This is a genomic window from Flagellimonas ulvae, from assembly GCF_049333175.1.
Lineage (GTDB): Bacteria > Bacteroidota > Bacteroidia > Flavobacteriales > Flavobacteriaceae > Flagellimonas.
This window is the reverse complement of the sequence record NZ_CP186325.1, coordinates 1,269,291-1,292,435: the sequence shown is the minus strand read 5'-3', so window position 1 is coordinate 1,292,435 and position 23,145 is coordinate 1,269,291. Positions and strand designations below refer to the sequence as shown.

The 23,145-nt window shown below is 39.3% G+C and carries 24 protein-coding genes; 10 read left to right on the top strand and 14 right to left on the bottom strand.

Features of this window, described 5'->3' with window-relative positions; all coding sequences use genetic code 11:
• On the bottom strand, positions 1–804 hold the full coding sequence (locus ACOKFD_RS05870) for a TrmH family RNA methyltransferase (RefSeq protein ID WP_422860385.1): 804 nt from the start codon (positions 802–804) through the stop codon (positions 1–3).
• A gap of 68 nt (positions 805–872) precedes the next feature.
• Here ACOKFD_RS05870 and ACOKFD_RS05865 point away from each other — a divergent pair, with 68 nt between their 5' ends.
• Positions 873–1,676 (top strand): DUF6503 family protein, encoded by an 804-nt coding sequence (locus ACOKFD_RS05865; RefSeq protein WP_422860384.1) that lies wholly within the window; start codon positions 873–875, stop codon positions 1,674–1,676.
• 57 nt (positions 1,677–1,733) lie between these two features.
• Here ACOKFD_RS05865 and ACOKFD_RS05860 read toward each other — a convergent pair whose 3' ends face one another.
• The 6 genes from ACOKFD_RS05860 to ACOKFD_RS05835 form a co-directional block, all read right to left on the bottom strand.
• Complete coding sequence (locus tag ACOKFD_RS05860) at positions 1,734–3,026, bottom strand: amidohydrolase family protein (RefSeq protein WP_422860383.1); 1,293 nt, start codon at positions 3,024–3,026, stop codon at positions 1,734–1,736.
• An 11-nt stretch (positions 3,027–3,037) separates the two neighbouring features.
• A complete protein-coding gene (locus ACOKFD_RS05855) occupies positions 3,038–5,977 on the bottom strand; it encodes an amidohydrolase family protein (RefSeq protein WP_422860382.1) in 2,940 nt (979 codons plus the stop codon).
• Between the two features lie 67 nt (positions 5,978–6,044).
• On the bottom strand, positions 6,045–7,112 hold the full coding sequence (locus ACOKFD_RS05850) for a DUF3810 domain-containing protein (RefSeq protein ID WP_422860381.1): 1,068 nt from the start codon (positions 7,110–7,112) through the stop codon (positions 6,045–6,047).
• A gap of 155 nt (positions 7,113–7,267) precedes the next feature.
• Positions 7,268–8,380, bottom strand: a complete 1,113-nt coding sequence (locus ACOKFD_RS05845; RefSeq protein WP_422860380.1) for a peptidylprolyl isomerase — start codon at positions 8,378–8,380, stop codon at positions 7,268–7,270.
• Between the two features lie 8 nt (positions 8,381–8,388).
• Positions 8,389–8,943: a gliding motility-associated peptidyl-prolyl isomerase GldI gene (gldI, locus tag ACOKFD_RS05840; protein WP_422860379.1), complete on the bottom strand. Its 555-nt coding sequence runs from the start codon at positions 8,941–8,943 to the stop codon at positions 8,389–8,391.
• Positions 8,940–9,956 (bottom strand): DHH family phosphoesterase, encoded by a 1,017-nt coding sequence (locus tag ACOKFD_RS05835; RefSeq protein ID WP_422860378.1) that lies wholly within the window; start codon positions 9,954–9,956, stop codon positions 8,940–8,942. Before ACOKFD_RS05835 ends, gldI begins: the two co-directional genes overlap by 4 nt.
• 78 nt (positions 9,957–10,034) lie before the next feature.
• Between ACOKFD_RS05835 and ACOKFD_RS05830 the strand changes: the two genes are divergently transcribed.
• A complete protein-coding gene (locus ACOKFD_RS05830; protein ID WP_422860377.1) occupies positions 10,035–11,081 on the top strand; it encodes an alkaline phosphatase D family protein in 1,047 nt (348 codons plus the stop codon).
• A gap of 48 nt (positions 11,082–11,129) precedes the next feature.
• Positions 11,130–11,549 (top strand): nucleoside-diphosphate kinase, encoded by a 420-nt coding sequence (locus ACOKFD_RS05825; protein ID WP_298999359.1) that lies wholly within the window; start codon positions 11,130–11,132, stop codon positions 11,547–11,549.
• A gap of 49 nt (positions 11,550–11,598) precedes the next feature.
• On the opposite strand, the gene ACOKFD_RS05820 is transcribed toward ACOKFD_RS05825, so the two are convergent.
• The 3 genes from ACOKFD_RS05820 to recF are packed head-to-tail and all read right to left on the bottom strand — an operon-like array spanning position 11,599 to position 13,402.
• Positions 11,599–11,895 carry a DUF721 domain-containing protein gene (locus tag ACOKFD_RS05820; RefSeq protein ID WP_422860376.1) on the bottom strand — a complete coding sequence of 99 codons (297 nt, stop codon included), beginning with the start codon at positions 11,893–11,895 and terminating at the stop codon, positions 11,599–11,601.
• Positions 11,896–12,318, bottom strand: coding sequence for a hypothetical protein (locus ACOKFD_RS05815; RefSeq protein WP_422860375.1), 423 nt, complete (start codon positions 12,316–12,318; stop codon positions 11,896–11,898).
• Position 12,319: 1 nt separating this feature from the next.
• Positions 12,320–13,402, bottom strand: a complete 1,083-nt coding sequence (recF, locus tag ACOKFD_RS05810; protein ID WP_422861004.1) for a DNA replication/repair protein RecF — start codon at positions 13,400–13,402, stop codon at positions 12,320–12,322.
• A 126-nt stretch (positions 13,403–13,528) separates the two neighbouring features.
• On the opposite strand from recF, the gene ACOKFD_RS05805 reads away from it, so the two are divergent.
• From ACOKFD_RS05805 to ACOKFD_RS05775, 7 genes are all read left to right on the top strand, one after another.
• Entirely contained in the window at positions 13,529–14,290 is a 762-nt protein-coding gene (locus tag ACOKFD_RS05805; protein WP_298999356.1) for a tetratricopeptide repeat protein, read from the top strand.
• 6 nt (positions 14,291–14,296) lie between these two features.
• Positions 14,297–14,779: a 6,7-dimethyl-8-ribityllumazine synthase gene (gene ribH / locus ACOKFD_RS05800; protein ID WP_422860374.1), complete on the top strand. Its 483-nt coding sequence runs from the start codon at positions 14,297–14,299 to the stop codon at positions 14,777–14,779.
• Between the two features lie 181 nt (positions 14,780–14,960).
• The gene (locus tag ACOKFD_RS05795) at positions 14,961–15,245 is read left to right on the top strand and encodes a riboflavin synthase subunit beta (RefSeq protein WP_422860373.1); all 285 of its coding nucleotides are present in this window, start codon (positions 14,961–14,963) and stop codon (positions 15,243–15,245) included.
• On the top strand, positions 15,245–17,092 hold the full coding sequence (mutL, locus tag ACOKFD_RS05790) for a DNA mismatch repair endonuclease MutL (RefSeq protein ID WP_422860372.1): 1,848 nt from the start codon (positions 15,245–15,247) through the stop codon (positions 17,090–17,092). Before ACOKFD_RS05795 ends, mutL begins: the two co-directional genes overlap by 1 nt.
• On the top strand, positions 17,093–17,827 hold the full coding sequence (locus ACOKFD_RS05785; protein WP_298999351.1) for a rhomboid family intramembrane serine protease: 735 nt from the start codon (positions 17,093–17,095) through the stop codon (positions 17,825–17,827). It abuts the gene before it with no gap.
• 1 nt (position 17,828) lies between these two features.
• Entirely contained in the window at positions 17,829–18,692 is an 864-nt protein-coding gene (locus ACOKFD_RS05780; RefSeq protein ID WP_298999350.1) for a rhomboid family intramembrane serine protease, read from the top strand.
• A 204-nt stretch (positions 18,693–18,896) separates the two neighbouring features.
• Positions 18,897–19,733, top strand: a complete 837-nt coding sequence (locus ACOKFD_RS05775; protein WP_298999349.1) for an endonuclease/exonuclease/phosphatase family protein — start codon at positions 18,897–18,899, stop codon at positions 19,731–19,733.
• Here the strand turns inward: ACOKFD_RS05775 and ACOKFD_RS05770 are convergent.
• The 4 genes from ACOKFD_RS05770 to dapB are packed head-to-tail and all read right to left on the bottom strand — an operon-like array spanning position 19,707 to position 23,144.
• A complete protein-coding gene (locus tag ACOKFD_RS05770) occupies positions 19,707–20,030 on the bottom strand; it encodes a DUF6122 family protein (RefSeq protein ID WP_298999348.1) in 324 nt (107 codons plus the stop codon). The genes ACOKFD_RS05775 and ACOKFD_RS05770 overlap by 27 nt on opposite strands.
• The gene (locus ACOKFD_RS05765) at positions 20,030–20,656 is read right to left on the bottom strand and encodes a WbqC family protein (RefSeq protein WP_422860371.1); all 627 of its coding nucleotides are present in this window, start codon (positions 20,654–20,656) and stop codon (positions 20,030–20,032) included. The genes ACOKFD_RS05770 and ACOKFD_RS05765 overlap by 1 nt, the downstream gene beginning before the upstream one ends.
• Positions 20,653–22,395, bottom strand: a complete 1,743-nt coding sequence (gene lepB / locus ACOKFD_RS05760) for a signal peptidase I (protein WP_422860370.1) — start codon at positions 22,393–22,395, stop codon at positions 20,653–20,655. Before lepB ends, ACOKFD_RS05765 begins: the two co-directional genes overlap by 4 nt.
• A 47-nt stretch (positions 22,396–22,442) precedes the next feature.
• Complete coding sequence (gene dapB, locus ACOKFD_RS05755) at positions 22,443–23,144, bottom strand: 4-hydroxy-tetrahydrodipicolinate reductase (RefSeq protein ID WP_422860369.1); 702 nt, start codon at positions 23,142–23,144, stop codon at positions 22,443–22,445.
• Between the last annotated feature and the right edge of the window lies 1 nt (position 23,145).

The following is a 23,145-nucleotide window of genomic DNA, read 5'->3' as shown; positions in this document are numbered from 1 at the left end:
CTAAAACCCTCTTTGGCGCATGGCTTCAAAGATAAGGATTGCGGCCGACACAGAAACGTTCATAGAGTCAATTTCACCCCTCATGGGTATAATGAGATTTTCATCGGAATTTTGCAACCATTCGTCGGTTAAACCGGTAGATTCTGTTCCAACTATAATAGCTAAAGCCCCCTTAAGATCGGATTGGATATAGTCTTTTGAAGCAGATAAGGCTGCACAGCGAATACTAATACCTTTCGTTTTTAGAAAGGATATGATTTCTTGGGTACTTCCTAACCCTATCTGGGTGGTAAAGACACAGCCTACACTGGAGCGGATAATGTTAGGATTGTATATATCTGACTTCTGATTGGCAATTAAAACGGCATCTATCCCGGCTGCATCCGCCGTTCGCAACAAAGCACCAACATTTCCGGGCTTTTCTGGTGCTTCAGCGACCAAAACAAGGGGCTCTTCGGAGTTAAAATGAATGTCTTCAAGTGCATGGGGTTTACTTTGTACCAAAGCCAATACCCCTTCAGTGGATTGTCTATAAGCCAATTTTTCATAAACTGCCTTGCTGATTTCAGTGCATACCGTCTCAGGAAAGCTTTTGATGAAATCTTCTAGGGAAAAATCAACAATTTCTGCGCAGTATAGCAATTGCTCAACAACATATCCTCCTTTTTGTGCCAGTTCAATTTCCCGTATTCCTTCCACTAGAAAAAGCCCTAATTTTTTACGCGCTCTGGACTTTTCCTGAAGCTGAATAATTTTTTTTACTAGCGGATTTTGAACGCTGCTTATAACTTTGCCAATATTCATGGTTTCAAAAGTACATTTTCTTGTAATCTTGTAAATCCACATCCGACAAAACGCAAAACAACTTAAAAATGAGAAAAATAAGTATTGTAGTATTGATTCTGGCGATTGCTGCCTGCAAGCCTGCTCCAAAGAAGGAAGAAGCCCAGAAAGAAGCCGTTAAGAACGTTGAGATTGAAAAAGCAAAATATCCTGAAGCCTTAGGGAAAGTTTTAGAAAAGCATGGTGGAATGGATGCATGGAGACAACAGCGCACTTTAACTTATGCGCTACAAAAGCCTGATTTTCGAGAAGTGCATACCATCGACTTGTACTCAAGAAAGGATAGAATTGACGCCGAAATCTTTTCCATGGGATTTGATGGCGAACAAGCGTGGTTGTTGGATACCGACAAAAAATACACAGGAAATGCTGGTTTCTATCACAACCTGATATTCTATTTCTATGCCATGCCCTTTGTTTTGGCAGATGACGGCATCATCTATAGCGATACTGAGGACTTGATTTTTGAAGGGAAAAATTATCCTGGAATTGAAATCAGCTATGAAAGCGGTGTAGGGGCTTCATCAAAAGATCAATATTATATTCATTATGATTCAGACACCTACCAAATGGCTTGGTTGGGATATACTGTTACCTATCGAAGCGGTGAAGTCTCAGAAAATGTCAAATGGATTCGTTATGATGATTGGACCACTGTTGATGGTCTGGTATTACCGAATTCAATTTCATGGTATAAGTATGAGGGTAGAAATCCTCTTGAACCTGCTAACACCCTAACGTTTGAATCTGCTTCCCTGTCTTCTTCAGCTAAAGAAGGTGGGTTTTATGAAAAACCTGAGGGTGCGGAATTTGTGGAGATAAAGAAAAACTAACCGTCTAGACTGAAAAATATAAAAGGGTGCTTTGAAAAAGCACCCTTTTTTGTTGATTTATTTGCCTTCGTATTTGCCCATATAGCGTTTCCAAAGTTCTGTCTGATGGGTTTCCAGTGAAATGTCACGTCCATCAATAAAAGCACGGGATAACTTATTGGTTCGCATGTCTAAAGCATCCCCTTCAGAAACGAACAATGTAGCACTTTTACCAACCGCAAGCGTACCATAGTTACCATCTATGCCGAGAATTTTGGCTGTATTTCCTGTAAGTAACTGTAATGCTTTCTCCTTATCCAATCCTTGGGCTACCACTTGTCCAGCATAAAAAGGTAGATTTCTAGTTTGGAAGTTGGACGCCGCTGCATTCTGCAAACCAACCAAAAGCCCTCCATCAACCAAAATTTTTGGAAGCTTATAGGTGAAATCATAATCGTCATCATCAAAACGGGGTAGGGTATGGGTGTAGTTTACCAAAACAGGAATATTGTTTTCTTTTAGGAATTCAATCACTTTGTGGGCATGATACCCGCCGACTAATACTATACTGGTAACGCCCGCCTTTTTACAATAGGTCACTGCATCTTTGATTTCCTTTTCTGTATTGGCGTAGACATAGAGGTGCTGACTACCGTCAAAAACTCCTTGCATGGCTCCAAATGCTAGGTTTACTTCTTCTTCTTTTCCCTTTCCATAAGCTTTTGCATTGTGCATAAAGGTGTTTACCTCAGACACTTGTTCATTGTATTTTTTATTAGGGAGAAAGCCTCTAGGTTCTCCTACCCACCATCGCCCTCTTCTGAAGTTAGTAGGCCAATTGAGGTGAACGCCGTCATCGGTCTTGACCGCGGCATCTTCCCAGTTCCATGCATCAAATTGTACGATTGTTGAAGTACCCGATATTCGGCCTCCCTTTGGCGTAATTTGTCCCAAAAGAACCCCATTGGGTCTCATACTCTCTACAACTTTGGATTCGGCATTATAGGCAATGATGCTTCGAACATGTGGTATGATATCACCAATTTCATCTTGGTCATTACTCGCTCTTACAGCATTCACTTCTATCAATCCTAAAGATTTTCCAGGTGCAATGAATCCGGGATAGATATGTTGACCGGTAGCATCAATGATCTGACCTTTTGTAGCTGTTTCAGGACCACCAAACGCAGTTATTTTTCCATCTTCAAAAACCAAAGTGCAGTTTTCCTTTATGGTACCATCTCCAATATGGGCCGTAGCACCTTTTATTGTAATGGCTTCGCTTTGTTCCCTTGCCGGTGTTTGTTGTGAAAAACCTATGTTGAAAACCAGGAGGGAAAGAGCAAAAGTTATGTTTTTAATACTTTTCATGTTTTACGTTTTTAGAGCGAATCGCAGTGAAACTTTTCCTTCTTGTTTTGTTTTGGGCCTTGCATTTGGGCTCCTTTTTCCTTTTCGTTCAACATCATGCTGATGAGTTGGCTGCGTTCTTTTTGTACAGCTTGGCGTAGCAATTTGTCTTTTTCCAAATCAAAATAAACTGCTCCTTCAATGATAGTTTTTTCTGCTTTGGCATAGACAGACATGGGGTGGTCGTTCCATAGTGCCAAATCAGCATCTTTGCCAATTTCAATACTGCCTACCCGGTCATCAATGTGAAGCAATTTGGCCGGATTTAGTGTTACGGTTTTCCACGCTTCAATTTCGGACATTCCACCATATTTAACCGTTTTCCCTGCCTCTTGGTTCAAACGACGGGACATTTCTGCATCATCACTATTGATGGCTACGGTAACTCCTTGACTCGCCATAATGGCCGCATTGTACGGAATGGCATCATTCACCTCATATTTATAAGCCCACCAATCGCTGAATGTGGAACCGCCTACGCCATGTTTCGCCATCTTATCTGCTACTTTGTAGCCTTCTAAGATATGCGTGAACGTAGTTACCGTAAAATCAAACTTTTCGGCAACTTTCATCAGCATGTTAATTTCACTTTGCACGTAGGAGTGGCAACTGATGAAACGTTCTCCATTTAGAATTTCGGCCAAAACTTCCATTTCTTCATCATATCGTACCGGTTGACCTGCCTTTTTCTTGGTGTCATATTCTTTTGCGCGCTGGAAATAATCTACAAAAACCTGTTCCACACCCATCCTGGTTTGTGGGAAACGAGCAAAACTTTGCCAATTGGACTGTTTTACATTTTCACCTAAAGCGAACTTGATAAACTTGGGCATGTTCGGAAAAATAAGGCCATCTGCATTCTCGCCCCACTTTAAGCGTATAATTGCGGATTGTCCACCTATCGGGTTGGCCGAACCATGGAGCAATTGGATAGTGGTTACCCCACCACCAAGGTTTCGATAAATATCAATGTCTTTTGGGTCAATTACATCGGTCATCCTAACTTCAGCAGAAGAATTGTGCCCTGCTTCGTTAATGGATAAGCCTGCGATATGGGAATGCTCGTCAATTATGCCAGCGGTAAGGTGCTTTCCAGAAGCGTCTATGACCTTAGCTCTTCCTCCACTGAGATTTTGTCCGACTTTGCTAATTTTTCCTCCTTTGACCAATACATCGGTGTTCTCCAGAATTTCATTGCCAGTCCAAACGGTTGCATTCTTAAATAGCATATCTTCCTGAACTGCTTTTTGTGTATGGCCGAATCCTACATTGGGATAAGTAAGGGCAACTGTTTCCGGTGAGTTTTTTGATGAGTTGGCATTGGACTTCTTCTCAGGTGTTGAAGTTTTTACCGCAGTAAACGTAGATTCAATTCCATTAGGAAGAACCAATTTGCCACTTAAATTGTCAGTTGCTGAATCCACCAGTGAAATCATTCGGAACGATTCCCCATTTTCGTTGGTAAAAGAAATATTTAACCAGTTGGATTCGTAGTTGACTTTGCTGTCCAATTTTTTGGAGTCTTGTTCCACGGTGACTTTGGTTTTGCCAATTTCACCCGTTAGCGACATTTTATAGGTAGTACCGCCTACACTAAGGTCGTAATCTCCATTAACGTCTTTTTGGTTCCGGTTGGCAATGATATTTTTATTCCCCTGAACCCAATTTTCATATAAAATGGTTCCTTTCTCAAAGATATCTCCAGAGGTAATCAAGAAGTTAGCTTCTTTATTTGGCTGTAATGTTCCTATTTCACTTGACTTGCCCAAAATTTGAGCGGGAACCGTTGTTAAAGCTTCCAAAGCCTTGGTTTTGGATAAGCCATAGGAAATGGCTTTCATTAATTTGGATTTAAAATCCGTAGAAGATTTTAATCCATGCAGTGTCAAGGAAAAAGGAACCTTGTTGTCTTCCAAAACTTTTGGATTGGATGGAGCCAAATTCCAATGACGCATGTCCTTAAGTGTTACAAACTCCGCTTCGTAAGGATTGGAAACATCATAAGCTTTCGGAAAGTTAATGGGAACAATGAGTGTAGCGTTGGTTCCTTTGACATCTTCAATGTATTCATATTCATCACCTCCGGCCACAATGGTATATTGAATACCAAACTGGTCCCCGATTTTATCCGCACGTAGCACATTGCCATTTTCGCCGGCATCAATAATTTGCTTCAATCCTTCGTTGGCGATAAGCGCTTCCAACGAACGGTCTTTGGTGTCCACATTGCCTTGGCCGTACCAATTCATATCGTGGTACATCTGCCTTAAAAGTGATGTCGTTCCCATTAATGATGTTGGATACGATTGCAACTTAGCAATGCTCCGGGTAAATGAAAAATACTGCCCTGATTTGTCGTCCAAAATACGTTGGGAGGCATTGCCTTGGTCATTTAGAGCTACCAAAACTCCAGAACCACGTGCAATACCATCTTGGATGTGTGCATTGACAACACCAAACCCTAGTTTTCTAAGTTCTTTTGCTTTTTTGGTATCATAAGAAAATTTAGAGATGGCCATGTTCTCTGGCATAATATGGTCATTCCAGTAAAACCCTTCACGGGAAGCATCATATTGTGCGGACCTTCCACGGGACTTAGGTTTTTCTGGCATTTTTACTCCAAAACCTGAAAATACATCGATAAACGAAGGATAAATGGTTTTTCCACCTAAGTCTTCCACCACCGTATTTGATGGGACGTTAATGGATTTACCCACTTGAACCACCTTGCCATTTTTTATGAGCAGGGTTCCATTTTGGATGATGTTGGTTGGAGTTACGTAGATTTTTGCATTTGTGAATGCGGTGTAGTTGTTGTTCTTGGTTTTTACGCCATCATTCTTGGGGAAATAGTCTTGAGCCATCAAGGACACACTTCCAAATAAGGCGCACACCAATAGTCTAGTTTTCATAGAGCAGCAGTGTTGAATTAGTCGGTCTTAAAGGTAACGGAACTGATAATATTCCACAAGGGTTACACTAAAAACCGTATTTCTTGTTAAAGCTGATGAGTAGGCCTACTACGGAATTGTAACTTTCTATGCCTTCTTCTTGGTTGTTGGCTTTTAGAAACGTATTGAAAATAAATTTAAAAAGGGGTTCCAAAGGATTTTCATACTTGGCCCAGAACTCAGAAAGTTCTCTAAAGTTCTTACGCACACCTGGGTTTAATTGCTTTATCATTTCCTTGAATTTTTTTTCATCTTTTCTGGCCAAATCAGAAAGACAATAGCTCAAGGCATGTGAGTAAGCCGCATACTTAAAATAGGGGTCCTCATTTACGGAAGACACCCAAAAACCTATAAAATTGGTAGCATCTTCAGCGGAATAACCCAATTGATGACCCACTTCGTGACCACTTACCGTAGGAAGTCTGAACCTTGGGGTAATCCCATTGACCTGAGCTTCATTTGTAAATGGGTTTAAATAGCCTCCATATCCCATATAGGTAAGAGGTAAACTGAACAGGGAGGACTTTTGACTTGAAAAGGAATACTCAAAATCTGGATGTTCCTTTTTCAATTGTTCATATCCCTTTTGTGTTCCCTGAAAGATTTCTTTTTTAGAATAGGGGATGTGCACTGGAGAAAGGCTATCTCCTGTAATATGAGTCTGATATGTATTTGAGTGTAGGGTTAAAAGATGGATGAAAGAAACCAGTTCTTCTTGTGAATATTCACGTTCCAAACCCAATTTCCAGGTAATGGGCTGGCGATGGTAGTTAAGTCCCCATAGAAAATGAAACAAGAAGTAAACTACGGACAGAAATACACCGATGTCCTTGAGTAAGCTAAGAGGTTTGGATTTTAATGACCTCCAGTTTTTATAAAAATATCGAACAACAAAAACGAACAATGCGAGATATAGAACATCACCCATCGAAAATGGTATCCATCCGAACAAAATTCGCAAAGTTTTGGAAATAAAAGGATAGATTCCATTGCTGTAATAGTTCTCAATGAAATCCGGGTTGTTTGAAGCCCATTTTACCAATACTATTTGTATGGGTAAGAACCACAATAGAATTGTCTTTATTCTCTTTCTCATGTAAAAACTAAAACTCCTAACTGGAAGCTTTTCAATTTCTAAACTAGCCTTTAATTCTGGGATGCACAATTAATTTAGATTTCTTTAGGTTTGGTCTTATCCAAAACAAAAAAACCACCATAATTTGGTGGCTTTTTCGTTTCTTCTATCAAGGTCTATTCTTGTATTCCGGTAATTTCCAAATCAAAGATTAGGTCTGCATTTGGAGGAATGGGTCCACCTCCCTGAGCCCCATAACCTAGATGTGGAGGAATGAAGAGTCGAACTTTATCTCCTACTTTCATATTCTGTAAGCCTTCTTTGAAGCCTGGAATCAATCTAGCTTCTGGACTATACTGCATGGGAACAGGAAAATAACCGCCTTGTTCTTTCCTACGGCTATCAAACTTGTTGAATTTAACGGCAATGTCCTCTTCGTTGCTATCAAAAAGAGTTCCGTCTGCCAACCATCCTGCGTAGTTTACCAATACGTTTTGCCCTACTTTGGGTTGTTCCCCGGTTCCTTCAGAGATTTTTTGAATCTTAAGTCCGCTTGAAGTTTCTTCAGCAGTTTCTTTTTGTTGCTCAAACTCAGTTACCAAGTCCTCAATCATTTTTTTGAAGGCAGCCTCGACTTGTTTTTCTTCTTCAAAGTAATCACCCATAATTTGGACTGCATCAAACTTTTTCGCCTCTTTTCCCTGACGTACAATCTCTACCTTGTTCATAATGACATCCACATTGGGCTTGTCTCTTCCATCAGTGCCGGTTTCCACATTGGCTATGGAGTCTACCACATCCATACCCAAGACTACCTCACCGAACACTGTATGTCTACCATCCAGCCAAGGAGTTTCTTTATGTGTAATGAAAAATTGACTTCCATTGGTTTTGGGTCCAGAATTGGCCATGGATAAGATTCCTTTTTTGGAATGCGAGAGCGAATCATGAAATTCATCTTTGAACTTATATCCTGGATTTCCACTACCTGTTCCTGTGGGATCACCACCCTGAATCATGAAATCTTTGATTATGCGATGGAAAATAAGGCCATCATAATAGGGTTTGTCTTTTAGGTCGTCACTTACAAAAGGGCTGTTTCCTTCTGCAAGAGACACAAAATTTGCAACAGTAACCGGTGTTTTTTGATGTTCCAACTTCACAACGATATCACCTTGATTGGTCTGAATATCAGCAAAAATACCATCACCTAGCTCGGCATATTTGCTAGATTTACAACCAAAAAAAGTCAATGCCAGTAGGCTGATGATACATAGGGATTTTTTCATTTGATTTGTTATTTAAGATTTAAACTATCCTGATTGATTATTATTGTGTGCAGTTCTATAGTGGATTTTATGGGTGTTCTTGGTCCAATTGCCTCACCATCACCTAAATATCCGTAGGCTTGCAATGAGGGGAACACAAAGGTGGCCCTTTCATTGATTTTTAGAAGTTTTACGGCGTTCTGAAGGCCCGGAAAAAGCTGCTCTTTGTCCACAGTATATGAAGTGGGTCCAATATCCTTCATACTATAAATAGTATCGTTTTTTAAATTCCTGATATTGTAAGAGAACAGAATTTGGTCATTGGTCCGTGGTGTGTAACGAGCTGTATCGTTTTTTACCTCATAATAATACCAGAAACCATTGGGATTTGCCATGTATTCGTTCAAAGTATCTTTAACAATAATATCCTGAATGACTTTTTCCTCCTTGGCCAATAATAATTTGTTCCGCTCCACGGATTCCTTGAAAAAACTACCAGATTTTACTTTAACGGGGCGGCGAGGTTCGGGACCTCCACAAGCAACCATCGCCAAGGCTAATATTAAAATTGACAACACTCTCATGATTTCAACTGATTTTTGTAGTCTGCCAAAACGGCTTTGAACGCATCAACGGTTGCTTCAAGTGATATATTACTTCGTCCTCCGGCAGCATTGGTATGTCCTCCGCCATTAAAATGAGTTCTGGCGAACTCGTTGACTGAAAAATCACCTACGGAACGGAACGACATTTTAATAATGCCTTCTTCCTTGTTTTCAATAAAAATTACGGCTAGTACAATACCTTCCAGCGTAAGACCGTAATTGACAAAACCTTCTGTATCTCCTTTTTTGAAGTTGTTTGCGTCCAATTCCTCTTGACTCAGTGTTATGTATGCCGTACGATATTCATTTAGAATTACCATGTTCTTCAAGGCAACGCCAAGCAGATGTAAGCGTGATGGAGAATTGGTGTCAAACACTTGCCTGTGAATTTCCATGTTCTCTGCACCCTTGTCAATCAAATCAGCAACAGTTTGATGGGTTTTACTGGAGGTTGAACGATATTTGAATGAACCTGTATCTGTCATGATACCGGTATACAGATTGGTTGCTATGGCTGTGTTGATTTTATCACCTTCACCCAAATACATGATAAAATTATAGACCATTTCGCAGGTGGAACTCATAGAAACATCAGAATACGTGACTTTGGCATAATCACTTGGTTGTTGATGATGGTCTATCATTATAAAATCTGCATTGCTCTGTTGCAATTGACTTTCCAATGCCCCGGTTCTGGAAAAGTCGTTAAAATCTAAAGTGAATATCAATGAAGCTTCATTCAATATTGTTTTACACTTTGCTGGTGATTTTTCATAGTTTAGGATGGTATCGTTTCCTGGCATCCATTTTAAAAACTTAGGATAGTCATTTGGAGAGATAACCGTACAATTTTGCCCCATTTCTTTTAAAAAAATGTAAAGCGCCAAACAGGAACCAATGGCATCTCCATCCGGATTTTTATGAGGTACAACGACTATATTTTGGGGTGTGGAAAGAAGCGACTTTGTGGTCGAGATATCTTCTAAATTCATGCGGGCAAAGATACAATAATATAATATAGAGGTAACTCGAGAAAAACTATTTTTGTGAACCACCAAAAAATGTTCTGAATGAAATATTCAAGGATTTGTTTTCTTTTTATTTTACCATTTGTAAGCTGCAAAACGGCGCAAAATCCAACTAGTGATGAGAACTCTGACTCTATTGAAGAGGATGATTCTTCCTTTGTGGTGGCCTTCGGCTCCTGCAATAAACAAGATGTTGAAAACCCTTTTTGGGATGATATTTTAGAGGAGAATCCAGACGTTTGGATTTGGGGCGGAGATAATATCTATGCAGATACAGATGATATGTCCCAAATGAAGTCTATGTATGATCAGCAACTGAAAAACATTGGTTATGAAGCTTTGGTAGAGAAGGTTCCTGTAATTGGAACTTGGGATGACCACGACTACGGAAAGAATGATGCCGGTGTAGAGTATGTTATGAAAAAACAAAGCCAACAGCTGTTTTTGGATTTTATGGGAGTAGCAAAAGAAGATAGTCGCAGAAATCAAGAAGGTGTCTACGCAACACATACCTATTCACATCCTGAGGGAACAATCAAAGTATTTGTTTTGGATACGCGTTACTTCCGAAGCAACTTGGAGAAGGATACGATTACTAAAAGACGTTATAAAATAAATACTTCACCAGAATCTACGGTTTTAGGGGAAACTCAATGGAAATGGTTGGAAAAAGAGCTTTCTGCTTCCAAGGCCGAATTTAACCTTATTATCACCAGCATCCAATTTCTTTCTTGGGAACATGGTTTTGAAACTTGGGGCAACTTTCCTTCAGACGCGGAAAAAATGAAAAGGCTTATTGCGGCCTCCAAGGCAAAAGGAGTTATCGTGCTTTCGGGGGATCGCCATATTTCTGAATTTTCAAAAACCCAACTGCCCAATTTGCAATATCCTTTAATAGATTTCACGAGTAGTGGTCTTACCCACTCGTATTCTAGCTTTACTTCTGAACCTAATTCATATCGGGTAGGCGAAGTGGTTTCCGTACCCAGTTATGGCATACTGCACTTGGATATGCAAAACAAGACAGCCCGTATGAAAATAATGGGTGAAAATGGAAAGGTTTATCAAGAATTGAAACAGGCCTATTAACCTTGTGCCTTGAATGAAAAGCCGTATGTTTGCGCAAAATTTTAAAAAATGACTGGAAATAGAACGTTCACCATGATTAAACCAGACGCCGTTGAGAACGGATATATTGGTGCGATTTTGGAAAAAATAACAGGAGCAGGCTTTAAGATTGTGGCAATGAAATATACACAATTGAGCAAGAGAGATGCTGAAGAGTTCTACGCTATTCATAAAGAAAGACCATTTTTTGGTGAATTGGTAGAATTCATGACCCGTGGACCTATTGTAGCTGCAATTTTGGAAAAGGACAATGCTGTTGAAGATTTTAGAGCACTTATTGGGGCAACCAATCCTGAAGAAGCTGCAGAAGGTACTATCCGCAAATTATATGCTTCAAGTATTGGTGAAAACGCCGTACATGGCTCAGATAGTGATGACAATGCTGCCATTGAAGGAGCCTTTCACTTTTCAGGCAGAGAGGTTTTCTAAAAAAAAGAACACAAACCAAAAAAGCCGCTCATTATAGCGGCTTTTTTGGTTATCGCAATACCAGTTTTCTTATCAATTCTTGTCCCAGCGCCTCATTTAGCATGGCGATGATTTTAGTTTTGCCCAAACTCAATTCTTCCCGAAGAACGGAAGAGGACAAGGAGACATATAAAGTATCTCCTTTTAACTCAATGGCATTTGTGTAATTGTTGACCCCATTTCCCATAAGTTCTTCCCAAGCCTTTCGAGCATCCACCTTATCCATCCCTTTCTGAAGTTTACTTTCTTTGATAAACTCTTGTAAAGCCTCATTCAAAGGGAGATAAGAATTTTGTCGCTTGGCCATTTAAAGTTGAATTGAAATAGGTTGAAATCGTATGTAGAAATAGCGTATACCTTCTTCATTTTGAGTGATGAAGGATAGTGAATCCAAGGCCATAAGCTTTTCTTGGCGCTCACTCAAACTGTTTTTATAATGAAAAGCAAATTCCTCCTTTAAAGAAATCAGCTCAAAAGGTTCTTCATCTTCGGTTATAATAAAGGTGCCATCCAACCTTGGTTGTACCTTTTTTCGCATTCCTTTTTCATTTTCCAGTTGTATGTAATCTACCATTGTATTTGCCTTGTATTCCTTGGTTTGACCATTTGGGAATTCCACTTTTTGAATTTCCCAATACCCATTTAGATAATGCAAATCCTCTTTATTGACTTTTTGGTCTGCACAGGAAAACAATAAAATCGCTGATATCAAGAACATCAATTGCTTCATATTACAATGTAAAAATTTTATAGCTCTGTTGGATGCCGCTTACCACTTTTTCGGTTCTATCGGCATGAGTGTCACTGATAAATAACTGACCAAAACTTTCGTTGTTCACCAAAGCTACAATTTGTCCAACCCGATTTTCATCCAGTTTATCAAAAATGTCATCCAAAAGTAAAATCGGGGTGGTCCTTGCCTGTTTTTTAATAAAATGAAATTGGGCCAATTTCAAGGCAATCAAAAATGACTTTTGTTGTCCTTGGCTTCCAAACTTTTTAATAGGATGCCCTTCAATGGTAAAGTTCAAGTCGTCTTTGTGCACACCGACACTTGTATATTGAAGTGCCCTATCTTTCTCCACGGAATTTTCCAGAAGTGTTTTCAACGGATTATTCGCTAATTGACTTTCGTAAGTTAATCCTATTGTTTCGTCTCCTTTTTCTGAAATATGCTTGTATTGCTCATGAAAAATGGGAAGAAAAGCCTGGATAAATGCTTCTCTTTTACTGTGAATATCTGTACCCAAAGTATGGAGTTGCTCATTATAAATGGTTAAAGTATCTGCATCGAAAGTCTGATTGGCCACAAAGTATTTCAACAATGAATTTCTTTGAGACAATACCTTATTATACTTTATAAGACTTTGGAGATACATCTTATCGGATTGGGAAATGACACCGTCCATGAACTTTCTGCGGGTTTCACTTCCTTCAATAATTAAATCACGGTCTGCGGGAGATATTATCACCAAGGGCAAAAAACCAATGTGCTCAGAAAACTTTTCATAGGCTTTTCCGTTGCGTTTGATTACTTTTTTCAGCCCTTTTTTGTAGCCGCAGGTGATTTTTTCATTCCTGCCTTCTTTCTCAAACTCACCCTCTAACATAAAGAAATCAGCGCCATATTTTATATTTTGGGTAGATACAGGATTAAAGTAGCTTTTTCCAAAAGATAGGTGATAAATGGCGTCTAAAATATTGGTTTTGCCTACTCCATTATTTCCTACCAAACAGTTGATAACAGGGTCGAACTCCATCGTAATGGAATCAAAATTTTTGTAATTGACTAAGGACAAGTGCTTTAAAAACATAATTAAGGGAGCGAAACCATCAAAAGATATAAGGTCGTAACCAATTAAAGATTCCAAAAATAACGAATAAATAGCCTTTCGATTTTGGATAAAAACTTTATTTTTGCGCGATTAACAAAACAAAGAATGGCTACATATAAGAAGCGGGGCTTTAAGCCGAAGAATAAAGAAGAGGAAGTCAGAATAGATGAAGAAAACAGTACTACCGCAGAAGTCTTTAGTACGCTTGACGAAAGTGCATCAAAGACTGAGGAGTGGGTTAGAAAAAACCAGACCTATATTTTAGGTGCCATAGGTATTGTCGCTGTAGCTGTGTTGGCCTTTTTAGGGTACAACGAATTCATACAAAAACCCAAAGAAGCCTCTGCAGCCAACGAGTTGTTTTATCCCCAACAATATTTTGACCAAGCTTTGACCAACGAAACAGAAAGAGATTCCCTTTTTGGTTTGGCATTGAACGGAGCACAAGGCAAGTACGGCTTTTTGGATATCATGGAGGAATACAAGGGCACCAAAGCCGCAAATTTGGCTAAATATTCTGCAGGTATGGCCTATTTGAACCTTCAACAATATCAAGATGCCATTACCTATTTGGAAGAATTCTCTTCGGATGACGCAATTCTAGGAGCTATGGCCAAAGGAGGTATTGGTGATGCCTTTGCACAACTGAACCAAAAAGAAGATGCTTTGGAGTATTATGAAAAAGCATTCAACCACGATAGCAATGAGTATACTACGCCACGTTTTCTATACAAGGCCGGCGTATTAGCCTTGGATTTGGGACAAAAAGATAAGGCGTTTGGCTACTTTGAGCGTATCAAAAATGATTTTTCTTCCTCACAAGAAGCAAACAATATTGATGTGGTGATTGGGTTGTCCCAGAATTAAGAATACATGGCAACGGAGAACAAAAACTTATCCGCCTACAATAAAGAAGAAATCCTGAACGCATCTCACTTGCGATTCGGGATTGTTGTTTCTGAATGGAATGAGACCATAACGGAAGGTCTTTATACAGGTGCTGTCGATGCATTAATTGACTGTGGGGCCAAATCAGAGAATATTCTTCGATGGAATGTGCCGGGGAGTTACGAACTCACCTTTGGTGCAAAAAAAATGCTTCAGACACAAAATGTTGATGCAGTAATTGCCATAGGTAGTGTAATACGAGGCGAGACCAGCCACTTTGACTTTGTCTGCAGTGCTGCGGCCCAGGGAATCAAGGATTTGAATGTGGCCTTCGATGTTCCTACCATTTTTTGTGTATTGACTGACAACAACTTACAACAAGCCATTGACCGAAGTGGAGGAAAACATGGCAATAAAGGCGCAGAAGCGGCTATAGCTGCGATTAAGATGGCAGTTTTGGGTAAATGAAGCTCAAGCTCAAGTTAAAGCGTACCTTAAATCCAAAACACATAGCTTTCCTTTGATACTTACACTTGAACTTAAATAGTTGCACTTGAGCTTCCCAAAACTGTTAACATTTTTTGGCAGGACCTACTTAAGCAATCTTACGATTTTAAGTACCTTTATATCTAGATTGAAAAGGACGTAAATGCGCAATCCGCTAAAGCTCAGAAAAAACAAAACCTATAATTATACTCCGCGTTATTACAAGGGGGAAGGCAGTCCTTTTAAGATAGAACACAAACTCGATAAATTTAGAAGTACAGCTCACACGCAGAAAGGAATCAAAAACAAAGTTTCTTGGGCGTTTGATGATTTAAAGAATGAAGGAGACAGGAACTTAAGACTTCGCTTTGTAGTTATTCTTGTGGTGCTGATTCTTTTGTTTCTATTCATTATAGACTTCGATTTATCTATATTTCTGAGTACTTAATGTCAGATATTATCAAACTTTTACCAGACCATGTTGCCAATCAAATTGCAGCTGGGGAAGTTGTTCAACGTCCAGCCTCTGTGGTTAAGGAATTGTTGGAAAATGCCATAGATGCCGGTTCCACACTGGTTAAACTCATTATTAAGGATGGGGGTAAAACTTTGATACAGGTGGTCGATAATGGGATTGGAATGAGCGAAACCGATGCCCGACTCTCTTTTGAGAGACATGCTACCTCGAAAATTTCAGATGCACAGGACCTTTTTAATCTTAAGACCAAAGGATTTCGAGGGGAGGCTTTGGCATCCATTGCTGCAATTGCCCATGTAGACATGCAAACCCGAAAGGAGAACATAGAACTGGGCACCCATATTAAAATTGAAGGAAGTAAAGTGATCTCACAAGAAGTGGTCGCTACACCTGTCGGGACTTCCATTTCGGTGAAGCACCTTTTTTTCAATATTCCTGCTAGACGCAATTTTCTAAAATCGAATCAAGTAGAATTACGCCACGTTATGGATGAATTTCATCGAGTGGCCTTGGTGCACCCCAATATCGCATTCCATCTTTTTAACAATGGTTCGGAAATATTCAACCTTCCCATTGCACCTTCCAGAAAGCGTATTTCCCACATATTTGGCAGTAAAATGGACGAACGTTTGGTCCCAGTGAAGGAAGAGACGGAAGTGGTTAATATTTCTGGTTTTATCTGTAAACCAGAATTTGCTAAAAAGAGTAGGGGTGAACAGTTCTTTTTCGCCAACGATCGATTTATAAAAAGTCCATACCTACACCATGCCATGGTTGCTGCTTTTGAAGGATTGATAAAACCGGATACTTACCCTGGTTATTTCCTGTATTTGGAAGTTGACCCGAAATCCATTGATATAAATATTCACCCAACAAAAACAGAAGTAAAGTTTGACGACGAACATACATTATATGCCATTCTACGTTCTGCTGTAAAACATAGTTTGGGGCAGTTTAGTGTGGCCCCTGTTCTGGATTTTGAACGGGATTCCAATTTGGATACTCCCTATGCGTTTGAAAATAAAGAAGCTACCTTACCAAAGGTAACGGTGGACGCTTCATTTAATCCTTTTGACAACACAGTAACAAAGGGGAAAGGAACAGCTTCCTATCAAAAACAAAGTGCCAAAGGTTGGGAGACCATGTATGAAGGTTTGGAAACGCTAAACCCAGAGCGGGAGTTTTCAAGCTTTCAGATGGAATCAGAAACTGAAATCCAGTCTTCTTTGTATACTGAGGAGGAAATGTCCCAAGAAACTGGTTTTACCTTTCAGTTACAGCGAAAATATGTGGTCAGCACGGTAAAGTCAGGACTTTTGATCATCCATCAAAACAGGGCCCATGAACGAGTGCTTTTTGAAAAGTTTTTGGGTGAAATAACGGTAGAGAAAGGATTGGGCCAGCAACTTTTGTTTCCATTGGAAGTTAATTTTACTCCCCAGGAACGAGCTATTGTGAGTGAAATTCAAGACAGTTTAACCAATGTTGGATTCCAATTTGTTGATTTAGAAGAAGAAACTGTAAAAGTGACAGCTGTACCGGCTATGATATCCGATAGTAAGATTGGCACGGTATTGGATCATCTTATTGCCGACTATAAAGAGGGGTTTAGGGATAAATCACTGTCACAGGCCGAGCTTCTAGCGCATGGACTGGCCAAGAATTTGGCGCTAAAATCTGGAGAGGTTTTGGACAGTGAATCGCAGATGGCTTTAGTACATGATTTATTTGCTTGTAAAGAACCTACTTTGAGTCCCAGCCTAAAAAAAACCTATACAATTATCTCCGACGGGGATTTAGATAAAAAATTGCTGTAAATGAGTAGACTGACCGATGCTGTTAAGCACCTACTGATTGTGAATGTTATTTTGTTTTTTGCAACCCAACTCTATGGGGATGTATTATATCAGTGGTTATCGCTTTGGTTTCCCAAGAACACCAATTTTGCTTGGTGGCAGATAATCAGTCATATGTTTATGCATGGAAATTTGATGCATATCGTATTCAACATGTACGCTTTATGGGCCTTTGGCACACCTCTGGAACGGGTTTGGGGCAGAAATAAATTTCTGTTTTTTTATTTTTCAGCCGGATTGGGCTCTGCTCTCTTGCATTCTGGTGTGAATTACTATTTGTTCAATGAGGGACTACAGGCTTTGGTGAATGCAGGGATGACTGAAAATCAAGTATTGGATATCATATCCAAAGGTCAATATAGTCCTGATTGGTATAATGTAGCATCCCGAAGTACCATCGACAATTTTTTGAGTGCTTACAACACCCCAGCGGTGGGCGCTTCTGGAGCCATATATGGAATATTGGTGGCCTTCGCGTTTATGTATTCCGAAGCTAAATTGATGTTAATCTTTTTGCCCGTACCCATAAAAGCTAAGTATTTTGTTCCCTTATTGCTGGCCGGAGATTTGATTTTTGGCATTGGAAACATCAATACCGGTGTGGCACATTTTGCACATATTGGCGGTGCTTTGATTGGATTTATTATGATGTGGTATTGGAAAAAAAATCAGTTTAACCAAAATCGTTGGGATTGATATGGCAAATGGAGGATTGCAATACAACTTTGCTAGGCTGAACATAGCTGAAAAACTCATAGTGGTCAATGTACTCGTGTTTATATTGAACGGCTTGGCTTTGGCTCTTTTGGGTACATCAGTATCAGAATGGTTTCATTTGCCCAAGGCGTTGGGAGAGTTTTTGGGTCAACCATGGTCCCTTATAACCTATTCTTTTTTTCATGCGGGATTGGGGCATATTTTCTGGAACATGCTCATGCTTTATTTTACAGGACGTATTTTCTTAAATCTATTCGATAACCAAAGGTTTATTGCCGTTTACTTTTTGGGAGTGATTGTCGGTGGGCTTGTTTTTCTATCGAGCTATAACATATTCCCTACTTTGTTAAATACTAACACAGCGTTGATAGGAGCCTCTGCGGGGGTCACCGCGGTATTGATATTCATCTGTGCGTATATTCCCAATCAAGAAGTTCGGGTTATTTTTTTCAATGTAAAACTATGGTATGTTGGAGTCTTCTTTGTTTTGATAGACCTTATACAAATACCGTATGGCGGAAATGTTGGAGGAAGGTTGGCTCACCTAGGCGGCGCACTTTTAGGCTATGTTTATGCAAGACAGCTATTGAACGGAAAGGATATTGGGTCAGGTTTTACCAAAATGCTCAATGGTTTGGGTACTATGTTTAAGAAAAGAGAAAGAAAAGGGCCCCTTAAAACGGTGTATAAAAAAGGTGGCCCCAAAAAGGGAAATTTTGACTATGATAAGGAAGCCCGACAACGAAAGGTAGATGCCATTTTGGATAAAATAAGTAAATCAGGTTATGAAAGTCTATCTAAGGCAGAAAAAGACTTTTTGTTCAAAGCTGGTAAAGAAGAGTAGCCAATAACTATGTCCTTTATTATGACCAAGTTTTTGTTCTTTGTCAACTTACTTTTTTCAGGACTTTTGTTGGTCTTGTCGCTTTCGTATTATTTCAATATTGAGAGCTTTCCTGTTTTTTCAATCTTCAGCTTATTTGTTCCCTTATTGTTTTTGATAAACCTAATATTTTTGATTCTTTGGGTTTTCAAAAAATCAAGAAAGTTGATATTACCACTAACGAGCCTTTTGATAGGATACCTTTTTTTCGGCTCTTTTTATGCATTCCTAAATGAAGAAAAGCAAAAGGAATCGAGTGATTTGGAAATAATGACCTTTAATGCTTGGGGATTTAATAGGTATGGTTGGATAAAAGATTCAAATATTGGAGATAAGATTGTTGAATTTGTAAAGAATGAAAATCCTGATGTTCTATGTCTTCAAGAGCATCATAGGATTTATACTAATCAGTTGTTATCCTATACTTACAAAAGTGTTACACCTTATATAAAATCAAAGCCTAGAACAGCACAGGCAATTTTTTCGAAATATCCTATTGTTTCAGAAGGATCCCTTGATTTGCCTAAAACACCAAATAATATCATTTATGCTGATATTTTGATAGCAAAGGATACAATTCGAGTTTATAATATCCACCTACAATCCTTCAACATTGTTCCTTCAAGAAAGTCTTTTTCCGAAAAGGAATCAGAAAAAAATTATAAACGTCTTGTGAAGACTTTTGATAAGCAGCTGGAACAGGCTAAGATTTTTGATAAGCATAGGAACTCCTGTCCCTATCCCTATGTGGTATGTGGAGATATGAATAACACGCAGTTTTCCAACGTATATAAACGGCTTCGTGGTGATTTACAAGACACTTTTTTCGAACAAGGGTCTGGTTTTGGAAAGACGTATAGTTTATTCAGATTACCTCTTCGAATCGATTATATTTTTCCAGATTCTTCCTTTGAAGTAATTGAGCATAAAAATTATAAGGTGAAGCTATCCGATCACTATCCGGTAAAGGCTACCTTAAGAAGAAAAACCACCAACCCATAAACAATCCACCGTATCTGCAGTTATGTGAATAAGTAGTGCTAACCCTAAAATTCGCGTCTTTGGGAAGAAAGGCAATAACGCATAAATCATAATTGCCCAAACGCTGTGCAAAGGATGAAACCCTATACTGCATCTATTGGCATCAAAGATTGGCGAGGCTAACAGATGGTCCAAGTCTATTAAAATACCTAAAAGCAAAATTATTGTGATTTTCAGTCTATTTTCTTTAAACAAACCATACCCAATTAGTATGGGAACAATAAAGTGTATACCGTAATGTAATGTAAAACGAAGCATTACAAAAATTCCAAAGATTGGTTTAGAAGGTAATCCATGGTATTTGGCCCTTCATTAAAGAGTAAGTCCAAAATACTCAGATTACCAATAAATCCATGCCTGTCCCCAAATACCTGTTCGTATTCTTGATGCGAAATCTTAATACTTTTTTTAGCCTCAACCAAAAATCTGCCATCCAACGAGTTTTCCAATTGGGTAGAATACTTTGAGGTAGTTCTAAATTCTTTCTCTATTCCTATACATTCTAGAATAGTCTCAATTGTTTTCAGGTTGAAATTGAAAAGGAGTTCTTCCTCTTTTTCATACAAAGGTCTAATGTCATCCTCGTAAAACTCAAAATATGGAGAGGTACGATACGCGGTTTCTAAAGTTCTCCAGTGCTGCTTAAGCCAAGGCATACTATGATCCAAAACTACATCCGAGTATAACTGCCTGCCCTCTTTACCGCCCACATGTTTTATGGGAACATTCATCATGTGTTTCCCTTGGTCGGTAGCGATATAGCATCTGTTTCTATAGGTTTGTTTCTGAAAATTATCAAATGTTTCCCAAACAATCTCCTTTTGAGCAATTACAGCAAATGTGGCAATACTCGGAAAATATGTGGGATGTAGTACTACGCTCAAGTATTCTTTTTCTTTTTTCGTTTTCTGAAAAAGTCGAAAACAAACCAGCCTATAACAGCAGCCAAGAAATACCATCTGTAGGAGACAGGTTCTCCACTGCCACCAACTGTGGTGAAGATACGTTCTCCTCTGGGTCGCCAGTTAAAGATACCATCATTGAAATTGTCAAAACTCATCCATAGAAAAACGGGTTTCCCTACAATATGATTGGCAGGCACATATCCCCAAGTTCTACTATCCTCAGAATGGTCACGATTGTCACCCATCATCCAATAATAATCTTGTTTGAAGGTATAAGAGTCAGCTACTTCCCCATTAATATAAACCGTGTTCCCATCCACTTTGACATCGTTGTATTCGTAATCGCGTATGATTTTCTTGTAGAGCGGAATGGTTTTATAGTCTATCTTAACGGTAGCCCCACGTTCCGGCAGATAAATAGGGCCAAAATTATCTACGTTCCAGGGATAAAAGTTTGGTTTTTGAGGGAACGCACCACTATATACCCCTTTTTCTTCGTTGGTTCTTATGACCGAATCAATCGCAGGGTTGGAACGCAATTGCGATACCATCTCGTCCGTCATGTTTGCAATACGCGCCAAAGGCTTTTCCTCGGTTAGCGCTAAACGCAGTTGCCTGATAACCTCCGTGGGAATTCCTTTTTCTTGGGTTATGATTTCAAAAGTTCCACTTTGGTTTTTATAGGCACCCAAAATATAAGGTGATAAAGCCTCATACTGGTTAGGATTCAAAACATCGGTTAAATACTTCCGCGTGTAATCCGAGGCATCCACTTCCGCCAAATATCTGCTTGATACACCCTGCTTGGAATAGACGGTATAATCGTACATTACTTTGGCCCGATCAGAAAGTTGAAGTTTTTCTCCATTGATATGTACAAAACCATCAATAACGGCCAAAGAATCGCCAGGAGTTCCCACACAGCGTTTTACATAATTGGATTTCTTGTCAATAGGTTTTTTTACGGCTTTTTCCGCTTTAAAGAATTGATACAAGGTATCTGATGGCAAACTGAAAACTACAATGTCATTCTTTTTTACTTCTTGAAATCCGGGGAGTCGTAGATAAGGTAACTGCAATTTGTTTATCCATGAATCCTTGTGGGTTTCAGGGTTTACATCGGCCAGATATGACCGTTTTTTTAGGCCGGGAATGGTGTCATGAACCATAGGGGCCGCTAAAGTGGTCATTGGGACTCGAGCTCCATAATGGAACTTGCTTACAAACAAGAAATCTCCAATACGGAGGGTTCGCTCAAGTGATCCTGTTGGGATTACATAGGGTTGTATAAAATAAGTATGTACAAATGTGGCTGCTACGATAGCAAAGACTATTGAACTTACCCATTCCCCAAGACCTGTTCTTGGTTTGAGACTTCGGTCTTCTATATAAGTGACATCTTCAATATAATTTATATAGTAGATGTAGAAACCAAGTGTCAGTATAGCCAACCAAGTATCCCAAATTTTGTTCTTTCCAAAACTTCGTATGGTCTCTACCCAAACTACAGGAAACATCAATAGATTGATAATAGGAATAAACAAAAGTAAAACCCACCACCAAGGTCTATTGATGATTTTCATCAAAATCACTCCATTATAGACGGGGATTGCAGCTTCCCATGCTTTTCTGCCAGCTTTTACATACAGTTTCCAAGTCCCTAAAAAATGAATGACCTGAATTATCAAAATAAAAACCAACCACTGTGTACCGTTCATAAACTGTTTTGTTTCTTAGACCTAGTTTCCCGCAAAATGTTACGGTTTTAACTCAAATTAAGCACATCTTTCATAGTATATACTCCTTTTTTTTCAACCAACCACTCAGCTGCCAGTACCGCTCCCAGAGCAAAACCTTTTCTATTATGCGCCGTGTGCTTTATTTCAATGCTATCCACCATGCTGTTGTAATCAATGATATGTGTTCCAGGAACATTGCCCTCCCTTTTGGAATGTATGGATATCGTATTTTCTCCACCTTCATTAAGTTTCCAATCTTTATAAGGGGTATTGGCTAAGATTCCTTCGGCAAGGGTTATCGCCGTACCACTGGGAGCATCCACTTTTTGCGTGTGATGTATCTCTTCCATGGAAATCTTGTATTGCTCCAGTTTAGCCATCATTTTGGCCAATTGTGCATTCAACTCAAAAAAGATATTTACTCCCAAACTAAAGTTTGAGGCGTATATAAAACCAGTATTGTTTTGTTTACAGATAGATACGGCCTTGTCAAAATTTTGTAACCATCCCGTAGTTCCAGAAATAACGGGTATGCCATGTTCAAAACAAGAGGTAATATTTTTAAAGGCTGAATCTGGCGTGCTAAAATCGATCGCTATATCAAAGGTGGTGAAGTCAATGGCCCTATGTTCCACATCAATTTTAGCGGAAATGTTGTGGCCCCTTTCAATGGCAAGACCTTCTATCATCTTGCCCATTTTTCCATAACCGAAAAGACCTATTCTCATG